8 protein-coding genes are annotated in these 14,322 nt (G+C 49.7%); 6 read left to right on the top strand and 2 right to left on the bottom strand.

Translation table 11 applies throughout. The features are described 5' to 3' along the window. Nucleotides 1-33: 33 nt before the first annotated feature. Complete coding sequence (locus BMZ51_RS20985; RefSeq protein WP_068008164.1) at nt 34-8,328, bottom strand: non-ribosomal peptide synthetase; 8,295 nt, start codon at nt 8,326-8,328, stop codon at nt 34-36. Nucleotides 8,329-8,715: 387 nt separating this feature from the next. Between BMZ51_RS20985 and BMZ51_RS20980 the strand changes: the two genes are divergently transcribed. Genes BMZ51_RS20980 through BMZ51_RS20960 form a run of 5 tightly spaced genes read left to right on the top strand, consistent with a single transcriptional unit; the run spans nt 8,716 to nt 13,287 of the window. After that, nucleotides 8,716-9,960 carry an MFS transporter gene (locus BMZ51_RS20980; RefSeq protein ID WP_068008167.1) on the top strand — a complete coding sequence of 415 codons (1,245 nt, stop codon included), beginning with the start codon at nt 8,716-8,718 and terminating at the stop codon, nt 9,958-9,960. 35 nt (nt 9,961-9,995) lie between these two features. Continuing rightward, nucleotides 9,996-11,042: a GSCFA domain-containing protein gene (locus BMZ51_RS20975; protein ID WP_068008169.1), complete on the top strand. Its 1,047-nt coding sequence runs from the start codon at nt 9,996-9,998 to the stop codon at nt 11,040-11,042. Further along, nucleotides 11,011-11,724: a hypothetical protein gene (locus tag BMZ51_RS20970; RefSeq protein WP_139201447.1), complete on the top strand. Its 714-nt coding sequence runs from the start codon at nt 11,011-11,013 to the stop codon at nt 11,722-11,724. The genes BMZ51_RS20975 and BMZ51_RS20970 overlap by 32 nt, the downstream gene beginning before the upstream one ends. Next, a complete protein-coding gene (locus BMZ51_RS20965) occupies nt 11,711-12,352 on the top strand; it encodes a hypothetical protein (RefSeq protein ID WP_068008174.1) in 642 nt (213 codons plus the stop codon). Before BMZ51_RS20970 ends, BMZ51_RS20965 begins: the two co-directional genes overlap by 14 nt. Before the next feature lie 23 nt (nt 12,353-12,375). After that, a complete protein-coding gene (locus BMZ51_RS20960) occupies nt 12,376-13,287 on the top strand; it encodes a TauD/TfdA dioxygenase family protein (RefSeq protein WP_068008177.1) in 912 nt (303 codons plus the stop codon). A gap of 127 nt (nt 13,288-13,414) precedes the next feature. Here the strand turns inward: BMZ51_RS20960 and BMZ51_RS20955 are convergent, their stop codons facing one another. After that, a complete protein-coding gene (locus BMZ51_RS20955; protein ID WP_068008180.1) occupies nt 13,415-13,615 on the bottom strand; it encodes a hypothetical protein in 201 nt (66 codons plus the stop codon). 280 nt (nt 13,616-13,895) lie between these two features. Here BMZ51_RS20955 and BMZ51_RS20950 point away from each other — a divergent pair, with 280 nt between their 5' ends. Beyond that, a complete protein-coding gene (locus tag BMZ51_RS20950) occupies nt 13,896-14,288 on the top strand; it encodes a hypothetical protein (RefSeq protein ID WP_139201446.1) in 393 nt (130 codons plus the stop codon). The last annotated feature ends 34 nt before the right edge of the window (nt 14,289-14,322 follow it).

The following is a 14,322-nucleotide window of genomic DNA, read 5'->3' as shown; positions in this document are numbered from 1 at the left end:
TCCTCCCAATGACGCTGACAATCTGCTTTTGCGTCAGGAATATTCTTCGGCTGCTTCCAGCTCTTCAAAAATGTAATCGAGTGTCTGCTCAATGGTGGGGCGTTCGAAAAAGATGCGCAGCGGCACTTCCATTCCCAACACATCATGCATTCGGGCAATAATGCGTGTGGCGCGAAGTGAATGTCCGCCAATGTCGAAGAAATTGTCGCATATGCCGACACGCTCCAGCTGCAGCACTTCGGCCCAGATACGCGCAAGCTCCTCTTCCATTGGGGTTTCAGGGGGCACGTAACTGGTGATCGGTTGAATACTGCCGCTATCGGGCTCAGGAAGCTGGCTACGGTCTATCTTGCCGTTAGACGTCAAAGGCAAGGTATCCAGCTGCACATAGAGCCCCGGCACCATATATTCCGGCAATTGGCTGGTAAGGGTGGTACGCAATGCAGCAGGATTTAGCGAGCCAGCGCCTTTATCAGGGCATACATAAGCTACCAACTGCGTGTCTTTGGCCTCATCCTGATGGGTCACGACGACAGCATTGGACACGCCCTTACTTAGACACAAGGCATGTTCGATCTCGCCGGGCTCAATCCGATAGCCACGCACTTTGATCTGGAAGTCATCTCGCCCCAAATACTCAATAGTGCCATCTTTCAGATAGCGCCCAATATCACCAGTCTTATAAAAGCGCTCTCCAGCTTTGAACGGGCTATCAATAAAACGTTCTGCTGTGAGTTCTGGGCGGTTCAGGTATCCGGTTGCAACACCTGGGCCAGCACCATAAAGATCCCCCGCCACACCGGGGGCGGCAAGTGCCAGATGTTGATCCAGAACATACATAGTCATGCCTGCGATGGGTCGGCCTATAGGAACAACTGGCGGATAATCTGCGTGATGTTCAACCTCTTGCGCTGTGCAATATATGCTTGCCTCAGTGGGTCCATAAAGGTTCTGCAGCCGTACGGGCCCCAGTACTTCGAAACAGCGCTTTGCCAGATAGGAAGAAAAGGCCTCGCCACCACACAGCACCGAACGCAAGCTCGAGCAAGTGTCAGCCCCTTCACAAGACAGGAAGAAGCCCAACAAAGAAGGGACAAACTGACAGACTGTGACCTGATACTCACCTATGAGTTCAACCAGATACGAACCTTCCAGTAAGCGGGAGCGGTCTGCCACAATTAGGCTTGCACCACAGGTAAGGCTGGCGAATATCTCAACCACTGAGATGTCAAAGGTAAGAGAGGTGGACAGGAGAACTCTGTCTTGCTGCGTGATTTGTCCTTGCTGTTGGAACCATGCAACGAGATTAGCCGGACCTTTGTGCGGTACCATCACGCCCTTAGGTTTGCCCGTGGTGCCAGAGGTGTAGATCACATAAGCTGTGTCTTCGCGGGAAACCGATGCATTTAAGTTGTCTTCGCCAAGCGCCTGCCGGCATGGGTCAGGCTGATCAAGATTGATCAGCTTCTCAGAAACACCCATCTCAGCCATTTGAGGCAGGGTTAGATCATCACACAGAACCAGAGCCGGAGCGCTGTCTTCAATCAGGTAAGTGATCCGCTCGGAGGGATAGGTTGCATCAATTGGGACATAGGCTGCGCCGGTTTTCAGGATGGCGAGGAGTGCGATAACGGCATCAGCGGATTTCTGCATGCACACTGCAACACGGTCTTGGGTTCCAGCGCCTTTGGACTTCAGGTATCTGGCAAGCTTGTTGGCCCGACTGTTCACCTGAGCATAAGTGAGTTGGAGTTCATCAGTGATCAAGGCAACCTGACCACCGTGCGCTGCAGCCGCGGCTTCAAAGGCGCCATGGAGTGTGGTTGAACTCTCCGAAAACTCTGGCCCTGCTGCAAATTCATGGAGCCTGGTCTCCAGATCCCGATCTAAACCAACAAGTTGATGTGTTGGTGTCGTTTCAGCCTCTGGATAGACTTTTGTGAGGTGTTGCAGCCCCTCCAGTGTCATCCTCAAAAGTGCAGATGCATTGCAGCCATGTGGGGCCTGTGTTTGGAGTTTGAATGTCCCCCCGAAGTCATCAATGGTCAGATTGAACGGGTAACTGGTGCCATAATGACCGCTGAGGTACGTGGCGCCTGGTAAGTCGCGGTGAGAGGTACCTTGAGACCCATCTGACAGAAGTTCGGCATGGCGAAAGTTGATCAACGAAGTGATGAGTGGTGTAGCACGGTCCACCCCACTGGCTTCAATCGCATCGGTTAGCGAGGAGAACTCATGGTGCATCAGATCGACAAGTGTCTGGTGGACAGCACGAAGGGCACTCACCCAATCACGGTCAGCAAGCTGGATGCGTAAGGGAAGGGTGTTGATAAAGGGGCCCAGTATCCGCTCAGCATTTTCGAGCCCCTGCAATCGGCCAAGGAGAACTGTGGCAAAGCAAATATCTTCCTGACCAGAACACCTTGCCATGACCAGAGCCCAGACGAAATGAAATACTGAAGCTGTACTCACCCCTAATCGGCTGGCAAGTTCTCTGATGTCCGCAGTCAGCGTGATGCCGGTACTCGCGCTATCAGTATCCAGATCTGCGCCATGAACATGCTCACCTGTAAGACCGAAGGGTGCCGTAGCGCTTTCAAACCCAGTGAACAGGTCACGAAAGAAATTGTGTGTGTCCTCCTTACGGCTCTGCCCCTGTTGGAACGCAACATATTTTCCAAACTGAACAGGGGAAGGCAACGTCTCGCCTTGTTCCCTCATGAATGCTTTGACCTCAGCATTCAGCTGCTTGAGCGATGTGTTGTCGTCGATAATGTGGTGGAACAGTTTGAGAGCCAGCCAGCGTTTGTTGTCAGCATCATAGCAATAATGAACGCGAAGAAGGGAGGGTTCGCGAAGATCAATTTTTGTTACTCGGGGATCAAACAAGGCCTGAAGCTTTGCAATTGCATCTCCAGTCCCTTCGAGGCTATCTGTATCCAACTCGCAGGTTTTCAGCTCAACAGTCTTGAGAACAACCTGAAGTGGCTTTTCCAGCCCTTCGGACACAAACACTGTGCGCAAAATGTCGTGGCGATCCATGACCTTCTGGAGGGCCGCAAGATAGCTCTGCAATGCTTCAGCGGTCTCAAATGCCATCAGGCTCCAGAGCAGATAAGGATCCCCTTGTTCTGAAAGCCGATGATGGAAGTAGATGCCTTCCTGTAATGGTGTCAGAGGGTAAATGTCTTTTACATTTTGGATGCCACCGGGCACCGAGCCTGCAACATGCTCAATCTGCATTTGCGAAAGGCCGGCGATAGACATTGGGCTTTGGTTGGTGCTGGTTTCTCCAGCAGTTGAACTCTGTTGGGCACTGTATTGAATGTGTTGCGCAAGATCCTTGAGCACTGGCCTGCGTAGCAAATCCACCGCTGCGAGATGGCAGCCTTTGGCATGCATGGAGGCCTGCACTCTTGCAGCTAAGAGTGAGTGACCACCCAGCTCGAAAAAGTTATCAAAGCGGCCAACCTGTTTGACCTTTAAGATATCCGCCCAAACTTGAGCTAACAGCGTTTCGCTGTCCCCCTCTGGACCCACGAAGACTTTGGTCTGTGCAACGTCGTATTTTTCAAGTGCTTTGTGGTCCAGTTTACCGTTTTGGGTCAGCGGTAGCGCCTCTAACTCTACGAATACTGAGGGCACCATGTAGTTTGGCAGAAGATTAGCTGCAAAATAACGTAGCGCGCTGGAATCCAAGCCTGTTCTTTGTGCCACGGGCACATAGTAGGCGACCAGCAGGGCATCGCTTGTGGCCTCATTTCTGCAGATGATTACAACGTGCTGAAGCTTATCGTGGGTAGCTAGAGCGGCTTCGACTTCGCCCAGTTCGATGCGGTATCCGCGTACTTTCACCTGACTGTCGTTGCGGCCCAGATACAACAAGGTGCCGTCAGTTGCATACCTAGCCAGATCCCCTGTTCTATACAGGCGATCACCGGGTAGAAACGGGTTCTCAATGAACCGCTCCGCGTTTAAGGCAGGACGGTTAAGGTAGCCTCGTGCAACGCCCGCTCCACCGACATATAACTCTCCGGCTGCACCGAAGGGCACAGGCATGAGGTTGTCATCCAGTACATGAAGGCTCAGGTCATCCAACTGGCGACCAATGGGGCTACCTTCTGAATAGCGATGAATGTTCTCAGCCGTGAGCTCCATATAGGAAACATGTACGGTGGTTTCTGTGATCCCGTACATGTTCACCATCTGACAGTCCGAATTGCCAGGGTTCTCGAACCAGTTTTTGAGCATCGGCGTTGAAAGGGCTTCACCACCAAACACCACTGAGCGCAATGAATGTGGCGTGTTGGCTTCGGCCTGTGCTGTCATGAAAGCACGAAAGGCGGAAGGTGTCTGATTGAGAATTGTTACGCCTTGGTTGCAGCACAAAGCGTAGAACTGAGCGGGATCACGGCGCACATCCTCTGGCACAATTGCCACAGAGCCGCCCGTAGAAAGAGCTCCCCATATCTCCCAAATCGAAAAGTCAAATGCGTAGGAATGGAAGAAGGACCAGACATCGGAAGATGTGAAGTTGAACAGAGGCTGGCAGGTGTCAATCAGACGTGCAATGTGCCGATGTTCAATTTGAACGCCTTTGGGTTGCCCGGTAGATCCTGAGGTGTAGATGACATAGGCAAGATCCTCAGCGCAGACAGGCTCCAACGTAGGACCCATCGGTACTGAGTGGTCTGTGGTTTCTGCAAGATCTTCAAAAACATAGAGATTTTGATTGTCTGGCAAACTTGCGAGAGATTGGTGTGTTGCACGGCAGCATAAGATCAAATCTGGCGCACTGTCCTGGAGAATAAAGGCCCTCCGCGCTTCTGGCAGTGCAGGATCGATTGGAAGATATGCTCCACCAGCTTTCCAGATTGCCAGCAGTGTTACGATCAAATCGGTGTTTCGTTCCATACAAACGCCGACCAGCTTCTCCTTACCTACACCATGAACACGTAGTTTCATGGCCAGGTATGCGGCTTGCTTTTCTAATTCACCGTAGGAGAGTGATGTTTCGTCCTGAAGGATCGCGATGTGTTGAGGCTGGGATTTTGCGAGCTGTTCCAGTCTATGGACAACCGGACTTGGTGCACTGGTCTTCGGCGGTTGGATAGGCGCGCTGAGCGAGATCAGAAGCTTTCGTTCTTCTTCGCAAACTGCGCTGAAACTGGTGACTGACAGGCGTGGCTCAGATAAACACTGGTCCAACACCGCGAAGAAATTCTCCTGCATGCGTTCGATGGTTTGAGGCTGAAAGAGGTCAGTCGCATAGTTCCACAAAAGAGTCAGCGCCGGGATATCAGTATTGTCAGAGGAACGGGGGAGAATGACTACCTCAATATCAAATTTGGCTGAGTTGTTGCTATAGGCTTCGTACAGCGAGATGTTCAGATCATCTCGCGCAAGCTCTGGTACCTTTGAGTTGTGGTAGCTAAAACCAACTTGGAAAATGGGGTTTCTGGAAAGGTCCCGTTCAGGCTGCAACGCTCGGACAACTCGTTCAAACGGCACTTCTTCATTGTCATAAGCGTTGGAGAGTGTGCTTCGCAGTCGGTTCAGAAATTCTGAAAAACTCGGGTTGTTAGACAGATTGGAGCGAATAACGACACTGTTCACAAACATGCCCAGCATATGTTCTGAAAAGCTGGTTTTCCGGTTTGCGACAGCGCTGCCTGTGAGCAGATCTTTTTGGCCTGTGTAGCGGGAGAGTAGAAGATGGAAAACACCGAGAAGCACTGTATAATCTGTGTGACCACTGGCCTTACAGTAGGCTTCCAGTTTTTGAAGCAGCGTCCCTGTTAATTCCAAACGGGACTGTTTACCTTTGAATGACATTGTTTCAGGGCGCGAGGCATCAGTTGGGAGAGCGAGAGTAAAGTTGGCGCCTGAGAGTTGTTCTTTCCAATAGGCCAGCTGTTTTTCATAGGTTCTTTCAGCGTCCTCACTCTGCTGCCATCCCACGTAATGCCGGTACTGGGCAGGGACAGGTGCGAGATTGGGCAGTGCTCCATCTGCGAAAGCCTCATAAGCCTCCAGAAACTCTGAAAGAAAGATATTCGCGCTCCAACCGTCATGAACAAGGTGGTGTTCAATGTGCAAGAGAGCGGAGGAGCCATCATCAAACTTGAACAATACCCAGCGAGCCAATGGCAAGCAGCTGGTGTCAAAGGGTTTTGAGACCTCGCGATCGACAACCTTCCAGAGCTCTGGGCTATCCATTGAGGTGTTCAGGTCCACCAGATCCAATTGCGCAGGCACAGGTTGATGAACTTTCTGATAGGTCGTACCAGAAGTATCTTCGTGAAACGTGGTGCGAAAAATCTCATGACGCTCGACAATCAGGTCCAATGCTGATTGTAACGCGGATGCATCTACTTCGCCCTGCATCCGGATCAGGCATTGAGCGTTGTATGCAAGAGACCCCGGCGTTAGTTTTTCCAGTAACCACACTCCGTTTTGCTGATGAGAAACGGGGAAGGTGGTTCTTCCCAGATCATAATCAGTCAAAGACCTATCGGATCTGTCTGGTTCTTCTGAAGTTTGGATTTTTGCCGCGAGTTCGCTGAGTTTCTTTCCGGTAAATACGTCTTCTAGTGAGAGGACCAAACCAAACCGTTCACGGCACCGCGTGAGAAACTGAACGGCATCAAGGGAAGAGCCTCCCAGAGTTTGAAGTGTGTCATTACAAAAGACCGTTTCGACGTGGAGCAGATCTTTCCAAAAACCAGCGAGGATCTGTTGCGTTTCTGTGCTCGGAAGCTCCTTTGACTGCGCGCCGCGGGCATATCTGTCAGGAGCTGGAAGTGCTTTTCGATCTATCTTGCCATTTACATTTAGAGGGAACTCATCGAGGTGAATAAACGCGTTCGGTACCATATAGCTTGGCAAGAAGGCGGAGAGGCTCGTTTTAAACTCGTCTACGCTAGGGACAGGAGTGCCATCTCGTGAAGTGAAATAGGCGAGGATTTCCGGGTCTTTTGAATCCGCTGTTGTCGCGGTAACATGAGCGTGCTCTATGCATTCAAGCTTAGAAAAACACTTCTCAACTTCCTGCAATTCAACACGATAGCCACGCACCTTGACCTGCTCATCCAGACGACCGAGGAACTCCAGCGTTCCATCTGCAAGTCGTCGCGCGCGGTCTCCTGTGTTATAGAGCCGGCCAGTTGCAATGCCGGGGACAGAACGGAATACTTTCGCAGTAAGATCTGGCTGGTTCTTGTATCCACGGGCTAACCCGATACCACCCAGCCACAGGGTGCCGACCTCACCATCTTTCACTTGTTTCAGGTCATCATCGAGAAGATGGACATCAACGTTTGAGATAGGTTTGCCTATCGGAACTGTATCCGAAGTACCAGTCTCACCGCTGCTCTTGAAAAGTGTTGCGCATACAGTGTTTTCAGTCGGACCATATGCATTTATCAGGTTAACGTGCCCGGACCAGCGTTCCACGAGCGACCACGGCATTGCCTCGCCCGCGACCACCAATGTCTTTAAGCTCGAGTAATCCAACGGGTCCATGCGACTGGCAAGAGAGGGAGGCACTGTTAGATGAGAAATACATCTGTCTCTAACCATGTGCTTCAATGCATCTCCGGCTAACAGCGTGCCGTCGGGTGCAAAATGAAGCTGGGCTCCGCAGCACAAACTCACCAAAATTTCGGATATTGAAGCATCAAAACCTAAAGATGCGAACTGAAGGACGCGAGAGCTCTCATCCAAACCAAAACAGCGTGCTTGCTCCAAGGCTAGATTTAGCAGACCACGATGCTCAATCATGACACCCTTGGGCTGTCCCGTAGAGCCTGAGGTGTAGATGATGTAAGCAAGCTGATCTGGTTTAACCGATTGGCTTGTGCTGCTAGTGAAGGGAGTTGGATCCAGCTTAGAATAATTAATGATCTGCAATGAGTTCGGTATCTCGGCAGATAACTCCTTCACAAGAGACGCTGTTTCGTCAGTGCACACAACGACACTGGCCTTGCTGTCCTTAAGCATGAACTCAAGCCGTTTGCATGGGAGATTATTGTCCAGTGGGACATAAACTCCTCCAGCTTTATGAATGGCAAGCAACGCTATTATGGCTTCTGGAGTGCGAGGCATACACACTGCAACAGTAACTTCGGGCCCAACCGCGTTTGATTGCAGAACGCTTGCAAGTTGGTCTGTTGCGGCAAGCATTTCGCGGTAACTGATAGTCTTTCCATCCCCCACTAAGGCTGGATTTGAAGCATTTTTCGTCACAACTTGTTCTATTTGCGACACGACATTGCCTAGGTCACCTGGGTTCATCGTAACCTGGTTGCGAGGATTGGCTTCTTCCATGAAACAACTATCATTGATTGTGTAATTGAATAAAAATTTATATTACTGAGAGTTATTTGTACTTATTCTCAGTCCATGTTTCCGGTAAGGTCGGACTCAGGGAAGTAAAGGTGAATTTTATTCATTAAAGCCTCTGGTATTAAATTTTTAATTGCTCAAACATTCTTTCCAATATATCACAAAGTCAAGCTATAATTCGAATCTGAAGGCATCTTGTTAGCGTGCTGGGGAAATAAATGAACCACGCATATTTGAGGGAGATCATCTCAATATTGATATGATCGGCAACCTAAAAGGCTGGTCGGACACTGATTGCGAAGTTTTCTATAGCAACTAACTAGCCGCGCAACTTCCGCGCCGAACGTCCTCATTAACGAGCAGGTTATTTTGTTCATTCCCGTACCAAGTCACCGGCAATCATTTCTGCGTCAATTCTGGGGACTTCCTAGACCAGCAAAAAACATTCTGGTTGGCACCTTTTGCGCACGCTTTGCATCATTCATGATCTGGCCTTTTTTTGCGATACTCATGGCACGAAACTTCGGAACCTCTATTGCAGAACTCGGAGTAGTTTTTTCGCTGTCGGCATTTGCTGCGCTTATTGCTTCGCCTGTAAGTGGGATTATAGCGGACAAGTTGAATCGTCGCGCGATCATGCTGATCAGTGCTTTGAGCACCTTAGGGTTCTATTGCGTTCTGGCGTTTGGGAAGGACGAGCAGATCTATTTTGCGGTCATTGTGGGCATGGCCGTTGCCAATGGTGCACTTGAGCCGCTTTTACGATCTGCATTGGGGGACTGCGCAACCAAGGATGAAGACCGACCTCTGCTGTTTCACATACGCTACTATCTGGTCAATATCGCAGGTGCGTTAGGGCCGTTATGCGGGCTTTGGTTTGCAAACCAAAACTCAAACTTCGCTTTTCTCGTAGGTGCGGTCGCCTACGCTGTTCTCGCGCTCTGCATAATGAAAAGTGTCGCGCCAAGCGTTGTTGTCTCAGGCAGGGAGGAAATACCTGTTTCGACACTGTTAAAAACAGCTTTAGTGGATCGTTTGTTTCTGACACTGTTTATCTCAAATTTCTTCCTGGTCATCTTGTACGCACAAATAGATGATCCCCTGACATTTTTCCTGATGTCTCTCGAAACGCCTGACATCAATGGGATTATCGCATCGATCAACGTTACCAACACGAGCGTCGTTTTGGTCGTTCATCTGTTCTTGATGAAGTGGCTGGTTGAGCTAGAAGAACACAAGGCCATTCTGGCTGCTTTCTTTTTCCTGATGCTTGGTCTGCTGGTGATCGCTTCCAACCGCTCTGAAATAAGGGAGTTGTGGCTTGTTGCGATAGCACTTGCGACATTGGCGGAAATTATCGCCATGCCTTTGTTTGCCACAGTGGTAGACCGTACCGCTCCTGTGCGTCTTAGGAACAGCTATATGGGCCTTTATATGCTTTCCAATGCGGGCGCTGCTGCGGTCCCATTTGCCGCAGCAATGGTGATTGAACACATCGGTGGAGGGCCATTGTTCCTCACATCCGCGATAATGTGCGTACCGGTAGCTTACCTGGGTTTCCGGCTGCTCAGTGCAACCAGACAAAGAGAAGAAATTGCGGAGCAGGCCAGCTGAACTGCTGACCCATCTCACGTGAGGAGTGGTGTGAAATGAACCCGTACAGTTCTCTGGCTTCCAACAAGTTCTGGCGTCCATCGGTCGCTGAGCGAGACTATTTCTCGATCTCGCAGGTTTGGACCCCGAAGTTTAAGATACAGAAGGATGCTGCCATAATAACTGCTGGATCTTGCTTCTCTCAAAACATGGGCAAAGAACTGCAGCGACGTGGGATGAACTGGCATAATGCAGAACCCGCGCCTGACAGTTTAAGCGCTCAGGAAGCCTTTGATCACAACTATGGCGTGTTTTCATTCAGAACAGGAAACATCTACACCGCACGTTTGTTGTTGCAATGGCTCCAATGGGCTTTTGATGAAGTCCCCCAGTCTAAAGAGACTTGGAATAATGGAGAGCGGTATTTCGATCCATTCCGGCCCAATATTTCTCCTGATGGCTTTGAAAGCCCTCAAGCCATGTGGGCATCACGTGAAGACACCCTTGTGGCTATTCGCAAAGCGATAAGCTCTGCTGATCTGTTCGTGTTTACTATGGGTTTGACAGAGGCCTGGCTCAATACGGCAACAAATGTTGTCTATCCCATGTGCCCTGGCACAGTGAAAGGCCGGTTTGATGAAAGATTGCATCAAGCGCATAATTTTGCCTTTGCAGAAATACTCTCTGATTTTCAGGAATGTATCGATCTTATAGGAAGGCACAATCCCAACCTACGTCTGGTGTTCACCGTCTCACCGGTTCCGGTCACGGCGACATTCACGACGCATCATGTGCTAACAGCTTCCACCTATACCAAGTCTGTTCTGAGAGCTGTGGCAGGGCAGTTGGAAGCCACCAATGAGAACGTGGAGTATTTTCCATCCTACGAACTGGTTGCTTCTCCTCCTATGAACGGAGTGTTCTACAACCCCAACAAACGCACGATTACACCAACCGGCGTCCGATTTGTAATGGGCCATTTCTTTAATGGCATTTCTTCTGCTGACCAGACGCTGCAAGACCAATCAGACGTCAGTACGCAATCATTCCTGCCAACTGAGGACATCATCTGTGAAGAAGAACTACTCGACTATTACAAATGACATCCAGTTTATGTTGTTAGGAGACTCCCACGCTGGCGCAATTGGGCGTGCGGCCAAAGAAGCTGGGATCTTATTCGTTGGTGGTCCGATGGGGGCAGGGCGCGAGTTCACAGCTCCTTTTGTTGACTGGAATAACAAAGATCCGGTTTTTCGAAGTGGTTATGCAAATGAAATGTATCGGTCTTTTCTGGGAGAACTCGATGCAAATTCGCTGCAGGATGTAGAGGTTCCACTGCTTTGCACTTTCGGCTTTGCCTTGCATTTTTATGCAACCACTGAAAACTGGGAGATATACAGGGAGGTCGACGGCAAGCTGCCATCAGCCTTTCTGGAAGGCCCTCTGTTTCATGACCTTATCTGTGCAATGGCACAGGGCGCTTTGGATTTCTACCGCACCGTTCTCAAAATGGGAGTTGAGGCGGTTGCCGTTCTTCCTCCGCAGAAAGTACCTGAGACTTCAGAGCCAAGTGTTTTCCAGGCAGCACAAAACGTGATGATTGCAGAAGCAGAACGCTTGGGTCTTCCGGTTCTGGACGTTCGTGATGTTACTACGGGTTTTGATAAACTACAGCACGAAGACTTCTCGCAGGAAAATGATCCGATTCACGGGAATACTGCATTTGGGCAGGCTATTTTGAATGCGTTTGTCAGTCAGGGGGTATCAGCCCATGTTGGTGCGTGATTTGAAGCAAGAACACATTGAGGCTGATCTGACGAGCTGTACCATGTCTTTGTTGACCGATGGTACGGTTCAGAAGCTCCATGCGTACATGGGGCGAACAGTACTGGTGCTTGGAATTGACGCAGCACAGATGCGTGGGGAAAGCACCCGTGAGCTGGAATGCCTGAAAGATATGCATTGCAAAGCGGCGATAGGGGATATGCCAGTTTTAGAGCATTGGCTCGATGCGTTAGAAGGCGCCTATTTAGTCCTGTTTCGCCTTGCGTTTGTCGCGGAGAAAACCTACCGCGTTTCACACTCCAGTGCGCTTGAGTTTGCCGCGGGCAACAAAGATATGATCGAGAGCGAGTTTGGCTCTGCGGTAGCTTATGCTGATTATTATGGCACTTTAAACAGCGAAGCCAATACCAAGGCGTTTGCGCGAGCAAACGCGCAAGTTCATTCCAACATAAACGCCAAACTGTTTACTGATGGCTCGCTGCAAGATGCAAATACGACTGCTTTACTCAGCCTGTTTAAAGCTTCGGCCTATGCCTTTGCGTGTGCTCATGCATTTGGTGAGTTGGAGAGGCGTTACTGTGAAGCTCTACAGCACCTCGTTAGATGCCTTCGAACTGTTATTGTTTAACTTTTTTCCAAGGAGAAAACTTCATGCATGAACATGCTCTGACAGCTATTGAAAGTATTGCGGCAGCGCCTCGAGAAACCTACCGGCATATTCAGCTGGACCGCCTTACACCGGTCATTGGTGCTGAAGTTTGCGGAGTAAATCTATCTGATGGCGTAAGCAAAGAGCAGTTTGCAGAGATTCACCGTGCGTTTCTTGAGAACCATGTTCTGGTGTTCCGCAACCAAAAACTCACCAAAGACCAACAAAAGGAGTTTGCCCGGCAGTTTGGTACACTGCGTGCTCTTCCACTGAGTGACATTGATGGTGATGATCCAGAGATTGTCTTAATCCGTGCCGGTAAGAAATCTCGCTTTGTAGCAGGAGAGGTGTGGCATACGGATGGCACAGCGGATCCTGCGCCTTCGCATAGCTCGATGTTGTACATGCATGAAACACCTGAGCTTGGATGCGGTGGAGATACCTTGTTCGCGAACATGCATCTGGCCTATGAGATGTTGTCGCCTATGATGAAAGAGTTCTTACTTGGGCTTACTGCAGTTCACGATGGAGCCGTGCCGTGGAAGGGCTTCACGCCACCAAAAGGGCTACCTAAAACTGAGCACCCAATAGTTGCGAAACATCCTGAGACAGGCAAGCCAATGCTTTTTGTGAACTCAGGCTTTACAACGCATATCCCAAATTTATCCGAAGAGGAGAGTGATGCCATTTTGAAGATGCTCTTTCAACTCGTTGAGCGTGAACAGGCATTGAATTGCCGTATACGTTGGGAGCCGGGCACATTGGTACTTTGGGACAATCGCTGCACGCAGCATCGCGCAGTGTGGGATTACTATCCATACTCCCGCTTTGGCGAACGCGTGACTGTTTTAGGCACTCAACCAGCTGCCGCAGAACCTCACCTAATCATGAATGAGATGGAGTTGGCAGACTGACTGCCACGTAACACGACTTCGTTTGTTTGAAGGATAGGGGCTCTGGCTCTATCGGAAATAAATTTTATCCTAATACCAATAAATACTTTGAATGATGTAGGTTCAAGCCTAAATGCAACAGCATTACTCAAACTGAGAGAAGCGGGGCTCCAAGTGCCTTAAATGCACCCAGCCCCATCCGGTTTGTTTCGTCTTTGGCAAGAAAGGTCTGCCCATTGGCACCATGTAACTGGAGCAGAGGGGAGGCCTTATAATTTTCCTGCGCCTGAAAAAACGCCATAGCCTGGGCAAAGTCAGGAGAAAAGCTGAGGAATTCTGTATCTTTCATACCCGTCTCTAATATTAGTTGCTCGTACCATTTCCTTCATTCCCAATATAATGAAATATTAAGCTTGAAAGCCACTTCAATCGAAAAACAGACAGTCGAGAGTTCTGGCAGTGGCAGTCTCAATTTTTGTTAGCAACGGAGCGTGGTTTTTAAAGGGGGCTTGCTTCGGCGAGCCAGCAGGCGCACCAAAAGATCATTTTAACATAGGCACCAGCCAAGTGAGTTATTGATGCTCGTATTGGGTATTCAACGGGTGTATTTGACAAGAGCTTTATGGGTGGTGACTGGCCTTTTTCTGTTTGTCCTTGTTGCTTTTATCCAGATGGAGAGGCCGAAAGAATGCAGGCCGAACCTGACTGAACAGGAAATGAGGCAAGTCTTGCTCGCTAAAATGAAGACCCGCAGCAACAGTAACGTGGCAGAACTATTTCCTCCTGACGGATCGGCTCTGAATGTTGGTGAAATGAGAGTTCGTCCAGCTAGTCATGATCCTAATGACAAATCGAACTCCGAATACAATCTGGCAAAGTATGAGGTTCTGTACACCTATTCAGATTTTGCGTTCTGGGCACTCATTGATGCATGTGGGCACGTGCTTATGGCAGGTCGCGGCCATTTTATATGGAAGCCTGAGTTATCATCGGGGTTCTGGTTGCAGTTTAACGAAAGGTAAGTTCTTAGGTCGCGAAATTGAAATAGATAAATTG

Source organism: Pseudovibrio axinellae (assembly GCF_900110875.1).
GTDB classification, from domain to species: Bacteria; Pseudomonadota; Alphaproteobacteria; order Rhizobiales; family Stappiaceae; genus Pseudovibrio; species Pseudovibrio axinellae.
This window is presented reverse-complemented; position numbering and strand designations above follow the sequence as displayed.